The 15,432-nt window shown below is 62.5% G+C and carries 11 protein-coding genes and 1 tRNA gene; 9 read left to right on the forward strand and 3 right to left on the reverse strand.

Annotation, left to right across the window (positions count from 1 at the left end; genetic code table 11):
* Positions 1-286 precede the first annotated feature (286 nt).
* The 3 genes from ACIP6G_RS13825 to ACIP6G_RS13835 all read left to right on the forward strand — a co-directional run bounded on the left by ACIP6G_RS13825 (position 287) and on the right by ACIP6G_RS13835 (position 3,083).
* Positions 287-1,282, forward strand: coding sequence for an ABC transporter substrate-binding protein (locus tag ACIP6G_RS13825; protein WP_400290750.1), 996 nt, complete (start codon positions 287-289; stop codon positions 1,280-1,282).
* A gap of 99 nt (positions 1,283-1,381) precedes the next feature.
* Complete coding sequence (locus ACIP6G_RS13830; protein ID WP_400290752.1) at positions 1,382-2,299, forward strand: ABC transporter permease; 918 nt, start codon at positions 1,382-1,384, stop codon at positions 2,297-2,299.
* Entirely contained in the window at positions 2,292-3,083 is a 792-nt protein-coding gene (locus tag ACIP6G_RS13835; RefSeq protein ID WP_105662577.1) for an ABC transporter ATP-binding protein, read from the forward strand. Before ACIP6G_RS13830 ends, ACIP6G_RS13835 begins: the two co-directional genes overlap by 8 nt.
* Positions 3,084-4,281: 1,198 nt before the next feature.
* Here the strand turns inward: ACIP6G_RS13835 and ACIP6G_RS13840 are convergent.
* The 3 genes from ACIP6G_RS13840 to ACIP6G_RS13850 form a co-directional block, all read right to left on the reverse strand.
* Positions 4,282-4,764 (reverse strand): hypothetical protein, encoded by a 483-nt coding sequence (locus ACIP6G_RS13840; RefSeq protein WP_400290754.1) that lies wholly within the window; start codon positions 4,762-4,764, stop codon positions 4,282-4,284.
* Positions 4,765-5,055: 291 nt separating this feature from the next.
* Positions 5,056-5,892, reverse strand: coding sequence for an SDR family NAD(P)-dependent oxidoreductase (locus ACIP6G_RS13845; RefSeq protein ID WP_400290755.1), 837 nt, complete (start codon positions 5,890-5,892; stop codon positions 5,056-5,058).
* A 183-nt stretch (positions 5,893-6,075) separates the two neighbouring features.
* Positions 6,076-6,151, reverse strand: a tRNA-Arg gene (locus ACIP6G_RS13850).
* A gap of 166 nt (positions 6,152-6,317) precedes the next feature.
* Between ACIP6G_RS13850 and argS the strand changes: the two genes are divergently transcribed.
* The 6 genes from argS to rho all read left to right on the forward strand — a co-directional run bounded on the left by argS (position 6,318) and on the right by rho (position 15,399).
* A complete protein-coding gene (gene argS, locus ACIP6G_RS13855; RefSeq protein WP_105658399.1) occupies positions 6,318-7,961 on the forward strand; it encodes an arginine--tRNA ligase in 1,644 nt (547 codons plus the stop codon).
* A gap of 6 nt (positions 7,962-7,967) precedes the next feature.
* The gene (gene lysA, locus ACIP6G_RS13860; protein WP_400290757.1) at positions 7,968-9,389 is read left to right on the forward strand and encodes a diaminopimelate decarboxylase; all 1,422 of its coding nucleotides are present in this window, start codon (positions 7,968-7,970) and stop codon (positions 9,387-9,389) included.
* Positions 9,390-10,676, forward strand: a complete 1,287-nt coding sequence (locus tag ACIP6G_RS13865) for a homoserine dehydrogenase (protein WP_400290758.1) — start codon at positions 9,390-9,392, stop codon at positions 10,674-10,676.
* Position 10,677: 1 nt separating this feature from the next.
* Positions 10,678-11,778, forward strand: a complete 1,101-nt coding sequence (gene thrC, locus ACIP6G_RS13870) for a threonine synthase (protein WP_400290760.1) — start codon at positions 10,678-10,680, stop codon at positions 11,776-11,778.
* Between the two features lie 130 nt (positions 11,779-11,908).
* Positions 11,909-12,841 (forward strand): homoserine kinase, encoded by a 933-nt coding sequence (gene thrB, locus ACIP6G_RS13875; RefSeq protein ID WP_400290761.1) that lies wholly within the window; start codon positions 11,909-11,911, stop codon positions 12,839-12,841.
* Positions 12,842-13,176: 335 nt separating this feature from the next.
* A complete protein-coding gene (gene rho, locus ACIP6G_RS13880; protein WP_400290762.1) occupies positions 13,177-15,399 on the forward strand; it encodes a transcription termination factor Rho in 2,223 nt (740 codons plus the stop codon).
* Positions 15,400-15,432: the final 33 nt, after the last annotated feature.

Genomic DNA, 15,432 nt, shown 5'->3' on the forward strand with positions numbered 1-15,432 from the left:
GATTGTCCAAGCAATTGTCGACAAGTTCGGGCCGGTAAATACAAAACTTCCAGATTCTGCTTCCCGGCGGAGCATTTGTGTCCACAAGAATCCGTATCAAGATGCAAACGTCTAGGAATCGACCGTGATTGTAGGCAAGGTGAGGTCGTTCACATGTAAGATCGGGGGTAATCATCGACGTGATGCCTGGATGGTTCCCGCATGCTGCGCACCAGTTGCGCTTCATAATCAGGCTTCCGCGCTATCGGTGGGAATCACTCGCAAGGGAACTTTGAAAGGAACTTCAATGAAGAGCTTCACCGCCATGAAATTCGCTGCCATCGCAGCAGCTGGCGCACTGGCCCTGACCGCCTGCGGCGGCAGTGGCGAGCAGGGCACCGCGGAGGGCGGCGACGAGGCCGTCAAGATCGGCATCTCCCAGTTCGTCTCGCACCCTTCGCTGGACGCAGTGGTCACCGGCTTCAAGGCAGGCATGGAAGAAGCCGGCTACACCGGCCAGAAGATCAGCTACGACGAGAACAACGCCGAAACCGATCAGGCTACCAACACCTCGATTGCCGGCAAGCTCGCCGCTGATTCGGATATCGACCTGGTGCTGGCAATTGCTACCCCGTCGGCCCAGGCCGCGGCGCAGGCGATCACCAAGGTACCGGTCCTCTTCTCCGCTGTGACCGACCCGGTTGATGCCAAGCTGGTCGCCTCCAATGAAGCTCCGGGCGCGAACGTCACCGGCACTTCGGACATGAACCCGGTCGACGAGCAGCTGCAGTTGCTCAAGGACCTGGTGCCCGATGCCAAGAAGGTGGGCATTGTCTACTCCTCGGGCGAAGCCAACTCCGCAGTCCAGGTGAAGATGGCCAAGGAAGCAGCCAAGAGCCTGGGGCTGACCATTGAAGAAGCCGCTGTCTCGGCGTCCAGCGAAGTCCAGCAGGCCGCCAGCTCGCTGGATGTCGACGCGTACTACGTTCCGACTGACAACGCAGTCGTTTCCGCCCTGGAAGGCCTGCTGCAGGTTGCCGAGAAGAACGGCGTGCCGGTCATTTCGGCTGACGGCGAGTCCGTCAAGCGCGGTGCTACCGCAACCTACGGCATCAACTACGAGAAGCTGGGCGCGCAGACCGCTGCCATGGCCGTGAAGCTGCTCAAGGGCGAGGCCGAGCCGGCAACCCTGCCGGTGGAGACCATCTCCGAGGTCGATCTCTACCTGAATGAAGATGCCGCCAAGAAGGCAGGCATCGAATTCACCGACGAGATGAAGTCCGAAGCCGTAGAGGTCTACTAAGCCCCGGCAACAACTTACCGACGCAAGGCGAGGCGCATAACCTGGTGCCTCGCCTTTCGTCGTGATTACCTGCAAAACTTACAACTCAAGGATCCACACATGATCACAGCGGTTGAACTCGGCCTGATTTACGCCATCATGGCGCTCGGGGTGTATCTGACCTTCCGTATCCTGGACTTTCCCGACCTGACTGTCGACGGCAGCTTCACCACCGGTGCCGCCGTCGCCTCGGTGGGCATCGTGAACGGGATGAATCCCTGGCTGGCCACCGTGCTGGCTTTCTTCGCCGGCATGATTGCCGGTGTCATTACCGGCCTGCTGCATACCAAGGGCAAGATCGACGGCCTGCTCGCCGGCATCCTGACCATGATCGCGCTGTACTCGATCAACCTGCGCATCATGGGCAAGGCCAACACCCCCTTGCTGGGGGAGGAGACCCTGATCAGCCCGATGCGCGTCTCGGGCCTGCTCGGCTCATGGGCGTCGGTGGCCATCCTCTTTGCCGTCTGCCTGGTCTTCGTGGCAGCGATCGTCTGGTTCTTGCACACCGAGCTGGGCATGGCCATGCGGGCCACCGGCGACAACCAGGAAATGATCCGTTCCTTCGGCGTGAGCACCGACAACCAGAAGATCCTGGGCCTGGCGCTGTCCAACGGACTGGTGGCGCTGTCCGGTGCGGTCATCGCCCAGTACCAGGGCTTCGCCGATATCGGCATGGGCATCGGCCTGATCCTGATCGGCCTGGCCTCGGTCATCGTCGGCCAGGCGATCTTCACCCAGCGTTACATCTGGCTGGCTGCCATCGCGGTGGTCTTCGGCGCAGTGATCTACCGCCTGGTGATCCAGATGGCCCTGTCGGCAGGCCTGGAGGTCAACGACATGAAGCTGATCTCCGCGGTCCTCGTCGTCGTCGCCCTGCTGCTGCCGAAGTGGAAGGGCTTCCAGAAGATCATCAAGAACTTCAAGCGCACCCCAGCAGCAGTTGAAACCAAGGAAGAGGTTCGCACCAATGCTTGAAATCAAGAACCTGTCGCGCACGTTCTTCCCGGGAACTGTCAACGAGCGCAAGGCGCTGCGCAACATCAACCTGAACCTGTCCGACGGTGAATTCGTCACCGTCATCGGCTCCAACGGCGCCGGCAAGTCCACCGTGCTGAATATGGTTGCAGGCAAGCTGCAGCCCGATGCCGGTTCGGTGTCCATCGCGGGGAAGAACGTCACCAGGATGGCCGACTACACCCGCGCCAAGTACATCGGCCGGGTATTCCAGGACCCGATGGCCGGCACTGCGCCGACCATGTCCATCGAGGAGAATATGGCTCTGGCCTACGCCCGCGGCCGTTTCCGCGGGCTGGGCCTGGGCGTAGGCACCAAGCGGCGCGAGCTGTTCGTCGAGGAGCTCAAGAGCCTGGAACTCGGTTTGGAAGGCCGCTTGAAAACCAAGGTGGGCCTGCTCTCGGGCGGCCAGCGCCAGGCGCTGAGCTTGCTGATGGCCACCTTCTCCAAGCCCAAGATCCTGCTGCTCGATGAGCACACCGCGGCCCTGGATCCGCAGCGTGCCGCGCTGGTCTCGCGCCTGACCAAGGAAATTGTCGAACGCCACCAGCTGACCACGTTGATGGTGACGCACAATATGGAACAGGCGTTGCAGCTGGGCACCCGGCTGATCATGATGCACGACGGGCAGATCATCCTGGACCTGGACCAGGAAGAGAAGTCCAAGATGACCGTCAAGGGCCTGCTGGAGGAATTCAGCAAGATCAAGGGCGCACAGCTCGATGACAAGACCATGCTGCAGTAGCAGCTGGCCAGTATCCGTGCAGGCTCCGCACCCGATGGGTGCGGGGCCTGTCGGGTTTAAGGCAGCGGTTTGCGCAGGCGGTGCTCGACGCGTCCCGAGCTCCGGTCGATGACTTGCTGTCCTGTCCATTGGTACCCGCAACGGCGATAGAGCCCCCTCGGCACGTGCATTGCCGGCGATCAGCAGACTGGACATGGCTGGGGCAGTGACCAGCAGGATGGATCAGTTCTACACCTGTCGGCCTGCCTGCGCTGTCAAGATTCTAATTCACGGGTACGGCATGGTGGAAGACTCGATTTCTGCCGTTTCAACTGCTGGCTCATGAGAGAGCGCGACATGCGCGGCCGCAGCTCTGGCATCGTAGTTGGCATTAATGGGTTTACTCATGCAGCTGATCTTCGATACTCAATATTCATGCAGTTAAAGATGCATTGCTATAAACCTGCCTAGGATTAACACCTTCTGCGAAACGAATGGTGGACTATTGAGAACCCAAGCCGCGCCCATAGCTGCAGCGACAGGAATCGTCGGTCTGGCTCTCATCACTGGATTGCTGTCGGGTTGCTCTTTGACTGGGAAATACTCCGATGAAACCTGCGATGGCCGCAAACCCGTCAGCTCGTTAGAGCAGGCGGGCACGGAATTGGTAGTTGCTGCGTATGCTGGCGATCGCACTGGAGTTTGCCGGGTTACTTCGCCATTTCCAGGAGGAAACCTGAATGACGAGATGGTCAGCCAGACTCGGCAGATTCTAGAGAACCACGGCATTACACCTGAAAATGTGTCGGTCGTGGTTGGAGAGCAGTTTGGAAGCGCAGTATCCGTTCACCTGACTGACGGTAACCAGTATGCTCGGCACTCACTGTGGGTCGGTGGCCATAGTATCCGTGAGGAAGGATTCACTATAGGGCTACCGGAGGAACTGTATCCTGCTGCGCCCGAGCATCCGGCGTCCCAGTCATCCACGGTTGATCCCTAAGCTTTGCAATTCTAGTGATTCAGGATTCTTGGTATCCGGGTATCTCGTAAGCGCGATACAAAGCGAAATTTCCCCGGCTATTGTTCTAAGTGGAGCTTTGGTTCCCTCTCGGCAATGCCGGTTAGGCTTTCGCCGAATCATTAGCGCGGACAGTCAGCTGCCGCGCGATGTCTTTAGGCTTTTCGCCTAGTGTCCAAATGAAACATCGGAAACGCCTGTTTATTCTTCATTCGTGGCATAAACAGTGACCCAGACTCCCACCGGCTCTTTGAATTCGAGCTGTACCTCATTGGTGTTGATTTGATGTGCCGGGGTAGAAAGACTCGTATATATTTCTGAATTCGAATCGCAACCACTCGCACCGGTTTTTGATCCACCTAGCAGGATAATCTCCCAAGGGGACGTTGCATCACATGAAATTATGAAGCCAACTGAATCAAATCCTCCGGGAAGATCCCCGAGGCGCAGAGTGGTCGAGCCCACGGAATGAGTTTCATTGAGAATCTGGAAGGAGTCTTCGCTCTGGGCGAGGAATTCGGCATGCTTCTTTAGGGAATCTGGCGATTCCGAGGTGCTGGCCGACGTATCTGACGAAGGAATCTCTCCAAGCGCTGTCTCAGGGGAAGTCGAAGGGCTGCATGAAGACAGTGCCAAAGCAATCACAGAAGCAAGTGAAATGATTCCAAAGAGGCGTTTCGTCATGTGTCAAGATTATCTTTTAGCGGGATAAAATCAAGAGTTCATGAGAGTACTTCGATTTCCCACGTTTTCGCTCGGGTAGTTTGCCGAGGAACTCTTGAATGGCAGCGATGCGAATTCAGTGTCGAGTGGATGGCGTATCGCTCTTTCCATCAAGCGGTGGGCAGTTAGCGGCCACGGGCAATTTGATGCGGGTATCGCCATCTCGGATTGATGACGAGCCCGGTCCATGCCGGCAGTAGTTCCCGAATAGGCCGGTCGGGTCGACTCCAAGATCCCCGACTCCAAGATCCCCTAAGTGCAGTTCTGGATTTGAAGCAAGGCCGCCGAGCGGTCCCAGAGTTGCTTCGCTAGTACCTCATCATGGATCAGCGGGTTGACCTTCGATGCGATCTTTCCCGACTCGTAGTAGGCGCCCGGTTCGAATTGCACGCCAGGCTTCGCCTCCGCAAGCCAGACGAGCTGGTCGGCGCCCTTGCTCGAGTCGACCGTGAAGAAGCGCCTAAGCGGACCGTGGTAAAGGAACTTCAATAACCCCTTGGAGTCGGAGGCGAAACTGGTGCCAACGATCCCGGGGTGGAACGCCACGGCGTTAAGCCCGGAACCGCCAAAGCGCCGCTGTAATTCCGAGGTGAACAGAATGTTCGCCAACTTTGCATTGCCGTAGGCGGCCCTCGGTGAGTAGCTGTTTTCGCCCTGTAGGTCCGCAATGTCGAATTTGGCCATGAGACGCGCAGCCATGCTGGCGGTCTGAATGACCGTGGCACCCGAATCGATTAGTCGTTGCAACAACAGATTCGTGAGCAGGAAGGGCGCGAGGTGATTGACTTGGAAAGTCTTTTCGAATCCATCCACGGTCAGTTCGCGCTCTGCCTTGATCCCGCCGGCATTATTAGCCAGCACATCAATTCGGGGATACTTCTGGAGCAACTGCGTGGCCAGGCCGCGTACCTGTGCGAGCTGGCTGAAGTCTGCCACGAAATAGCTGGCGCCTAGCTCATGGGCGATGGCCTGGGTTTTGGTTTGCGAACGACCGACAACGACAATCTGGTGCCCCTGTCGTGAAAGTTCTCGGGCCGATGCGGCCCCGATCCCGTCGCTGGCTCCGGTAATGAGAATGGTTTTTTTCATGGTGCCCTTAAGCGCTTGTTGGTTTATCCGAGTTTAGGGCCTAGCTGAAGCTAAAGGTTGTGGCGACGGGGAAGCTGCCAGAAAATGCTGAACGGAGAAGATTCGTGGCCTCGCGCGAGCTGCGGCGTGAGAAGAAGAGCGAAAAAAATAGCAGGCCCTGGTAACCAGGACCTGCAATTTAGGTGGTGCCCCTGAAAGGAATCGAACCTTCGGCCTTCTGCTCCGGAGGCAGACGCTCTATCCACTGAGCTACAGAGGCGTGTTGCTGGGCAACAGGAAAAATACTATCAGGTCGTCACTTGATCTGCGCAATTCCAGCACCCTGGCACGCATGTGTTGCAAAAGTCACCGGGTTGGGCCAGTCTCACAGGCGATGCAAGTCATGAATGCTGAAGAAGCACGGCAATTGCCGGTATTCTTGAACGGTGACTCCTGAAGAACTCTCCGCAGCAATATCCGCATGCCTCACCGAAGCCGTAGCCGCCGGCGAAATCTCCGTCGAGGTGCCAGAGACCGTACGCGTGGACCGCCCGAAAAGCCGTGAACACGGCGACTGGGCAACCAACATCGCGCTGCAGCTGGGCAAGAAGGCCGGCATGGCCCCGCGCGACTTCGCCCAGATCCTGGCCACCCGACTTGCTTCGGTCCCAGGAGTCGGCGCCGTGGACATCGCAGGTCCCGGCTTCCTGAACATCACCCTCGAAGCCGGCGCTGCCGGCGAGCTGGCCCGCACCATCGTCGAGGCGGGTTCCGCCTACGGCAGCAACGAGGCCCTGGCCGGCCACGTGGTCAACATGGAATTCGTTTCCGCGAACCCCACCGGCCCGCTGCACATCGGCCACACCCGCTGGGCCGCGCTGGGAGATGCCATCTCCCGTGTGCTGCGCGCTTCGGGCGCTTCGGTGACCAGCGAGTACTACATCAACGATGCCGGCAACCAGATGAACGTCTTCGCCCGTTCGGTGTACAACCGCATCCACGGCCTGCCAGTGCCAGAGGGCGGCTACCCGGGCGAATACATCAAGGAACTGGGCGACGCCGTCCTGGCCCAAGCCCCGCAGCTGCGCGAGCTGGACGAAGCAGAAGCAATTCCTGCCCTGCGCGACGCCGCCTACAAGGCGCAGCTCGAAGACATCAAGTCCACCCTGGCCGACTTCGGCGTCAGCTTCGACGTGTTCTTCTCCGAAACCACCTTGCATGAGGGCGGTGCGGTGGCTGACGCCGTGGCACGCCTGCGCGAACAGGGCCACATCTTCGATCTGGAGGGCGCGGTTTGGCTGCGCACCACCGACTTCGGCGATGACAAGGACCGCGTGCTGATCCGCGCCAACGGCGAGCCGACCTACTTCGCCGCCGATGCAGCCTACTACCTGTCCAAGAAGGACCGCGGCTTCGAAGAGAAGATCTACCTGCTGGGCGCCGACCATCACGGCTACGTCAACCGCCTGAAGGCGATCGCCGCCTGCGCGGGAGATGACAAGGACAAGAACATCGAGGTGCTGATCGGCCAGCTGATCTCCGTCAACGGAGCCAAGCTGTCCAAGCGCGCGGGCAACATCATCGAGCTGCGCGATTTGATCAACTGGATCGGCGCCGACGCGCTGCGCTACTCGCTGGCCCGTTTCCCGGCTGATTCGCCGATCGCGCTGGATCCAGAGCAGCTGAAGAAGAACACCAATGACAACCCGGTGTTCTACGTCCAGTACGCCCATGCCCGTTCGTGCGCCGCGGCCCGCAATGCCGCCGCCAAGGGCGTGACCCGTGACGGCTTCGATGCCGCGCTGCTGACCGACCCGACCGAAAACGAGCTGCTGGCCGTGCTCGGCCAGTTCCCGTCGGTGGTTGCCGGTGCCGCGGAATTCCGCGAACCGCACCGCATTGCCCGTTACCTGGAGCAGGTCGCCGGCGCCTACCACTCGTGGTACGCCGCAACCCGCATCACCCCGGTGGGCGAAGGCGAAGCGGTCGCGCCGGTGCACGGCACCCGCCTGTGGCTGAACGACGCCGCCACCACCGTTTTGGCAAATGGATTGGAACTGCTGGGCGTTTCCGCCCCAGAGAGGATGTAAGACCTTATGGCCGTATCGCCGCTAGCCCCGCAATGGCTGCAATTCCCGGAAAACATCAACGCACTTCGACAGATCGAGTGGGCTTCGGGGGTTTCCCGCGAGGCTGGCGGCGAACTGTCCATCCAGGGCCTTCCCGTCTCCCAGCTGGCCGCCGAGTTCGGCACCCCGCTGTTCGTGCTCGACGAGAACGACTTCCGCGCCCGCGCCCGGGGTTTCAAGACCGCCTTCGACGACGCGTTCAGGCAGCTGTGCGGGGGAGTCGACGTCTACTACGCCGGCAAGGCGTTCTTGTGCACCGAGGTGGCCCGCTGGGTGACCGACGAGGGCCTGCGCCTGGATACCTGCTCCGGGGGCGAACTGGCCGTGGCCAACGCCGCCAAGGTGCCCGCTGCCAACCTCTCGCTGCACGGGAACAACAAGTCGGCTGCTGAGATCACCCGCGCCATCGAAATGGGCGTCGGGCGCCTGGTCATCGACTCGCTGGACGAGCTGGACCGGGTGATTTCGATCGCTGACGCCATGGGCCAGAGCGCGCAGGTCATGCTGCGCATTACCCCCGGCGTGCACGCCTCCACCCATGAGGCCATTGCCACCGCGCACGAGGACCAGAAGTTCGGGCTGTCCATCCTGGACGATGCCTCCGGCACTTCTCCTGCGCTGCGCGCGGTCGCCCAGGCGATCGAGGCGCAGAACATCAACCTGCTGGGCCTGCACGCCCACATCGGTTCGCAGATCTTCGAGGCCGAGGGCTTCGCAATGGTCGCCCGCACCATGCTCGGCCTGCTGGCCAAGATCCGCTCGATTCATGGTGTTTCCCTGCCCGAGCTGGATCTGGGCGGCGGCTACGGCATTGCCTACACCTCCGAGGACCACCCCTCCACCCCGGCCAAGCTGGCCGGGCAGATGGCCGAAGTGGTCTCGGCGACCTGCACCGAACTCGAGCTGGAATGCCCGCGCATTTCCATCGAGCCGGGCCGCGCCATCGCCGGCCCGAGCACCTTCACCCTCTACGAGGCCGGCGTGCGCAAGGACGTCCAGGTGGAAGACGAGGCCGGAGCCCTGCACCCGCGCCGCTACCTTTCGGTGGACGGCGGGATGAGCGACAACCCGCGCCCGGTGCTCTACGACGCGCAATATACCGCCGTGCTGGCTAGCCGTATGACGCAAAACGACGCAATTATTTCTCGTGTAGTTGGGAAACATTGCGAGTCAGGTGACATAGTCGTGAAGGACGTTTACCTGCCCGATGACGTGGCGGCCGGCGATTTGATCGCCGTTCCGGCCACCGGCGCCTACTGCTGGGCGCTGTCGAGCAATTACAACTACCTCACCCGCCCCGCGGTGGTAGCGGTACGCGATGGCCAAGCCCGTCTGATCGTGCGCAGGGAAACGGAAACAGACTTGTTGGCCCGTGACATGGGAGTTTAATTGAGCGGCGAAAAGAACCTGAAGGTAGCCCTGCTGGGTTGCGGCACGGTCGGAGCCCAGGTGGCCCGGATCCTGCTGGAAGATGCAAATGAACTGGCTGCCCGCTCGGGCGCCGGCCTGCAGCTGATCGGCATTGCCGTGCGCACACCGGATGCCAAGCGCGATGCAGTGCTGCCCCAGGAGCTTTTCACCACCGACGCCCACGGGCTGATCGCCCAGGCCGATGTGGTCATCGAACTGCTCGGCGGCATGGAGCCGGCCGGCGAATACATCGCCGCCGCCCTTGCCAAGGGTGCCAGCGTCATCACCGGCAACAAGGCGCTGATTGCGCTCAAGGGCGCCGAACTGAACGCGATCGCTGCCGACAACGGCGCCCAGCTGCGCTACGAGGCCGCGGTGGCCGGGGCCATCCCGATCCTGCGCCCGATTGCGGACTCGCTGGCCGGGGACCACATCACCAAGGTGATGGGCATCGTCAACGGCACCACCAACTTCATCCTCGACGCCATGGACACCACCGGTGCCGCGTTCGACGACGTGCTGGCCGAAGCCCAGGCGCTGGGCTATGCGGAAGCCGATCCCACCGCCGACGTGGGCGGGCACGATGCCGCCGCGAAGGCCGCGATCCTGGCTTCGCTGGCCTTCCACACCACCGTGTCCTCGGACCAGGTCTGGACCCAGGGCATCACCGAAGTTAGCGCCGCCGATGTCGCGGCCGCGGCCGCCGCCGGCTACGTGATCAAGCTGCTGGCCATCGCCGAGCAGGCCGAAGCCGGGATTTCGGTGCGCGTCTACCCGGCGCTGGTGCGCCGCAGCCACCCGCTGGCTACCGTGCATGGCGCGTTCAACGCCGTGTTCGTCGAAGCGCAGAACGCCGGCGACCTGATGTTCTACGGGGCTGGAGCCGGCGGCAACCCGACCGCGTCGGCGGTCATGGGCGACGTCGTTGCCGTGGCCCGCCAGATCGCTGCCGGAGCCCCGCTGCCCAACGGCTCGGTCAACCAGGCGCCACGGATGCTGGACTTCGAGGCCATCGACACCCGCTACTGGATTGGCCTGTCGGTCAAGGACCAGTCCGGCGTGCTGGCAGCCATCGCCACCGTCTTCGGCGAGCACGGGGTCTCCATCGAGTCGATGAGCCAGCAGGTGGACGCCGAAGCCGGCGCGCAGCTGCGCATCCTGACCCACCAGGGCACCGAAGCGGCCCTGGCCAGCACCGTCGAGGCGCTGACCGCGCTGGACACGGTGCACTCTGTTCTATCCGTTATGCGAGTTGAAGGAAACTAACGTGGCTCACCAGTGGCGCGGAGTGATCCGCGAATATGCCGATCGCCTGCCAGTAGACGAAAACACCAAGGTCATCACCCTGGGCGAGGGCGGCACCCCGCTGGTCTACGCCCCGGCGCTGTCGGCGCAGACCGGCAACGAGGTGTACCTGAAGGTCGAGGGCATGAACCCGACCGGTTCCTTCAAGGACCGCGGCATGACCATGGCGATGACCGCCGCGGTGGCTGCCGGCGCCAAGGCCGTGGTGTGCGCCTCCACCGGCAACACCTCCGCTTCGGCCGCCGCCTACGCAACCCAGGCCGGGCTGAAGTGCGCGGTGCTGGTTCCGGATGGCAAGATCTCCATGGGCAAGATGTCCCAGGCGATCGCCCACGGTGCGGACATCATCCAGATCGACGGCAACTTCGACAACTGCCTGGAAGTTGCGCGCAAGCTCAGCGAGAACTACCCGGTGTTCCTGGTGAATTCGGTGAACCCGGCCCGCATCCAGGGCCAGAAGACCGGCGCCTTCGAGGTCGTCGACTTCCTGGGCGACGCCCCGGATTACCACCTGCTGCCGGTAGGCAACGCGGGCAACATCACCGCGTACTGGAAGGGCTACAAGGAGTATTCCTCCAAGTGGACCAACGAAGCCGGCAAGGAACTGCAGCCGGTGTCCACCAAGAACCCGTTCATGTGGGGGTTCCAGGCCGCCGGGGCCGCCCCGATCGTGGCCGGCCACCCGATCACCGAACCGGATACCATCGCCACCGCCATCCGCATCGGCAATCCGGCATCCTGGGAACAGGCCGAAGCCGCCCGCGACGAATCCGGCGGGCAGATCGACTCGGTCACCGACGAGCAGATCCTCGAAGCCCACCGCTGGCTTTCCAGCCGCGAAGGCGTCTTCGTGGAGCCAGCTTCGGCAGCCGGCGTGGCCGGCCTGCTCAAGCACCACGCCGCCGGCACTGCGCCGACCGGCAAGAAGATCGTGATCACCGTGACCGGCCACGGCCTGAAGGACCCGGACTGGGCCCTGAAGCAGGCCGACGGCTCGGAAGTTGCGCCGAAGAAGGTGGCCTTCGACGTGGTCGAGGTCGCCGGCGCGCTGGGCCTGGCCTAGCATCTTTTCGCCGGCCAGCCGCCGGCAGCACGACGGCCCGCCGCGTCATTGGCTCTCCCGGACCGGGGGAGCCAATCGCGGCGGGCCGTTGCGCACCTGATACCTATCGCACCGAATTCTTGAAGGAACCATGACGCAGCAGATCGCCCTGGGCCAGAAGTTGATCGTTTCCCCGCCGGCCACCTCAGCCAACCTCGGTCCCGGCTTCGACTCGCTGGGCCTGGCCCTGGAATACCGCGACCGCCTCGAAGTGCGCACCGCGCAGTCCAGCAGTGTCGAGATTTTCGGCGATGGGACGCAGGAGCTGCCACGCGATGAGTCGCATCTGATCATCAAGGAAATGCACCGTTACTGGAAAGACGCCGGTTTTGAACCGGTAGGCGTCCAGCTGGTCGCGCATAACAACATCCCGCACGCGCGCGGCATGGGATCCTCGGCCGCGGCGATCGTCGCGGCCTACGCCGCCGCCGATGCGCTGCTTCCGGCCCCAGCCCGTGGCGGGACCGAGCGGATCTTCCAGGCGGCTGCAGCGTGGGAAGGGCACCCGGACAATGTGGCTCCGGCGGTCTTTGGCGGACTGAGCATCTCTGCCACCGATGCCGCCGGCAGCTTCAGCTCGGTGCAGGTGCCCCTGCACCCGGACCTGCGCGCAGTGCTGGCGATCCCGTCCAATGGCTTGTCCACCGAGGTCGCGCGCGGCGCGCTGCCTGCACAGGTCGACCACGCGGTAGCCGCGGCGAACAGCGCGAGCGCCGCGCTGCTGATCCATGCGCTGAGCAACGATCCGCGCCAGCTGCTGGGCGGCACCAAGGACTACCTGCACCAGGACTATCGCGCCGCGGCCATGCCCGAAAGCGCGGCGCTGATTGCCAAGCTGCGCGGTGCAGGACTGGCCGCAGTGGTGTCCGGCGCCGGACCGACCGTGTTGACCCTGGTGGCCAGCGATGAACAGGTCGCTGCCGTGCAAGCAGCCATCGATGAATTCTCTGCAGGATCTCCAGTGTCTTGGCGTGCTGAAGTTCCCAAGCTGGCCGCCAACGGTGTTACAGTAGAAGTGCTGTAACACCATGGCAGGCCGGATAGCTGGGCAGTAGCCCGGTCCGAATCCTTTGTGGCCAGTGTTGATGCGGATAAATTCGGTTCTCGAACCCCATTTCATCCGTCCAGCCGTCCCGGATCTTCCTGCAGTTCGCAGCAACTTTGATATCCCGCATTCAGGTACGTCTTCGTGCCTAGGAGATGTCAGTCTCTCTAATCCAGTGCAGTTTTGCCCCGAATTCTGGGCCATCTTGCGGGGAGAAAGTGAAGTAGCCACGAAATCTTCGGCTGCTGAACATCATTTACGGCATAGTGGGCCTGCCTTGAAGCGGCCCATCCTACGAGTCAGAAGGAACTTTCGTGACCGAAACCACGAGCCTCAACGAAGGCGTGGACACCAAGACTTCCGAAAACAAGAGCGCCGGACTGGCCTCTTTGAAAATGACCCAGCTCCAGCAGTTGGCTTCGCAGCTGGGTATCACCGGCGGTTCGCGGATGCGCAAGGCTGATCTGGTCAAGGCCATCGGCGACCACCAGCGCGGTGGCTCCGTTGCCGCCAAGGATGCCAAGGCCGCACAGGAAGCGAAGTCTGCCAAGACCGAAGCTCCCGCAGCGAAGGCTGAAGCTCCAGCCGAGCAGGCCAAGGAAACCAAGACCCGTGCACGTCGTGCGCCAAAGGCCGCGGCCCAGGCGCAGGCCGAGACCGAGAACGCACCAGAGGCCGGCGCGGCTGCTGAAGCTCCGGCTGAAAAGCCAGCTCGCGCACGCCGCACCTCGCGCCGTGTGACCGACTCGGGCAAGGTTGCGGCTCCTGCCGAAGCCAACGAAGCCGCTACCGAGGCTCCAGCCGAGAACCAGGCAGCAGCCGAGGAGTCCAAGGCTCCACGCCAGCGCCGCAACTCGCGGAACAACAAGCCGGTTGACCAGCCAGCAGAGCAGGTAGCCGAGCAGGCCGAGGCACTGGCGGAGAACGCCGAGAGCAACGGCGAAGCACGCGAAGAGCGCCGCGAGCGCGGCAACCGCCGTGAGCGTGGCAACCGCCGCGATCGCAACACCGAGCGCACCGAAGTTGCCGAGTCGGAGAACGCTGAAGAGCGCACCGACCGCCGCGAAGAGCGCCGCGAGCGCAACAACCGCCGCAACGAGCGCAACAACGACCGCAACGAGCGCAATAACGATCGTGCTGAGCGCAATAACGATCGCAACGATCGCAACAACGACTCGAACGACTCGGAGAACACCGAGGACCGTTCCGAGCGTGGCGACCGCAATGACCGCCGCGAACGCCGCGAGCGCAACAACGACCGCAACGATCGCAATGACCGCAGCAACCGCCGCGAGCGCAACAATGATCGCAACGATCGCAACAACGACCGTAACGATCGCAACAACCGCAACCGCCGCAACCGCCGTGATGACGACGAGCCGCAGCTGAGCGAGGACGACGTCGTATTGCCGATCGCCGGCATCCTGGACGTGCTGGAGAACTACGCCTTCGTGCGCACCTCCGGCTACCTGCCCGGCCCGAACGACGTCTACGTCACCCTGGGCCAGGTCAAGAAGTACAACCTGCGCAAGGGCGACGCCATCGTTGGCGCCATCCGCCAGCCACGCGAGGGCGAGACCCCGAACCCGCGCCAGAAGTTCAACGCCCTGGTGCAGCTGACTTCGGTCAACGGCAAGAAGCCAGAGGACAACCGCGAACGCGTCGAGTTCAACAAGCTCGTCCCGCTGTACCCGACCGAGCGCCTGCGCCTGGAAACCGATCCGAAGCTGGTCGGCCCGCGCGTCATCGACCTGGTCGCGCCAATCGGCAAGGGCCAGCGCGGCCTGATCGTTTCGCCTCCGAAGGCCGGCAAGACCTTGATCCTGCAGGCCATTGCCAACGCGATCACCATCAACAACCCAGAAGTGCACCTGATGATGGTGCTCGTTGATGAGCGTCCCGAAGAAGTCACCGACATGCAGCGCACCGTGAAGGGCGAGGTCATCGCCTCGACCTTCGACCGCCCGGCCGATGACCACACCACCGTGGCCGAGCTGGCCATCGAGCGCGCCAAGCGCCTGGTGGAAATGGGCATGGATGTCGTGGTCCTGCTGGACTCGATGACCCGCCTGGGCCGTGCCTACAACCTGGCCGCTCCGGCCTCGGGCCGCATCCTCTCCGGCGGCGTCGACTCGGCAGCGCTGTACCCGCCGAAGCGCTTCTTCGGTGCAGCCCGCAACATCGAGAATGGCGGCTCGCTGACCATCCTGGCTACCGCCCTGGTGGAGACCGGTTCCAAGATGGACGAGGTCATCTTCGAGGAATTCAAGGGCACCGGCAACATGGAGCTGCGCCTTTCGCGCCAGCTGGCCGAGAAGCGCATCTTCCCGGCAGTGGATGTCAACGCTTCCTCGACCCGCCGCGAAGAGCAGCTGATGAGTGCCGAAGAGGTGCGCATCATGTGGCGCCTGCGCCGCATGCTCTCGGGCATCGATCCGCAGCAGGCACTGGAAGTGCTCACCGGGAAGATCCGCGAAACCGGATCGAACGCGGAATTCTTGATGCTGGTCAACAAGACCACTCCAAACAAGGATTAGCACCACCCACCGCCATGGCGTCCAGCCAGCTTG

The sequence above is a fragment of the Glutamicibacter sp. NPDC088483 genome, assembly GCF_044753145.1.
In the GTDB taxonomy this organism is placed as follows: domain Bacteria; phylum Actinomycetota; class Actinomycetes; order Actinomycetales; family Micrococcaceae; genus Glutamicibacter.

What these genes read in the sequence shown, in the direction of transcription:
- ACIP6G_RS13825 (WP_400290750.1), top strand. Translation starts at nt 287, where the DNA reads ATGAAGAGCTTCACCGCCATGAAATTCGCTGCCATCGCAGCAGCTGGC.
- ACIP6G_RS13830 (WP_400290752.1), top strand. Translation starts at nt 1,382, where the DNA reads ATGATCACAGCGGTTGAACTCGGCCTGATTTACGCCATCATGGCGCTC.
- ACIP6G_RS13835 (WP_105662577.1), top strand. Translation starts at nt 2,292, where the DNA reads ATGCTTGAAATCAAGAACCTGTCGCGCACGTTCTTCCCGGGAACTGTC.
- ACIP6G_RS13840 (WP_400290754.1), bottom strand. Translation starts at nt 4,764, where the DNA reads ATGACGAAACGCCTCTTTGGAATCATTTCACTTGCTTCTGTGATTGCT.
- ACIP6G_RS13845 (WP_400290755.1), bottom strand. Translation starts at nt 5,892, where the DNA reads ATGAAAAAAACCATTCTCATTACCGGAGCCAGCGACGGGATCGGGGCC.
- lysA (WP_400290757.1), top strand. Translation starts at nt 7,968, where the DNA reads ATGGCCGTATCGCCGCTAGCCCCGCAATGGCTGCAATTCCCGGAAAAC.
- thrB (WP_400290761.1), top strand. Translation starts at nt 11,909, where the DNA reads ATGACGCAGCAGATCGCCCTGGGCCAGAAGTTGATCGTTTCCCCGCCG.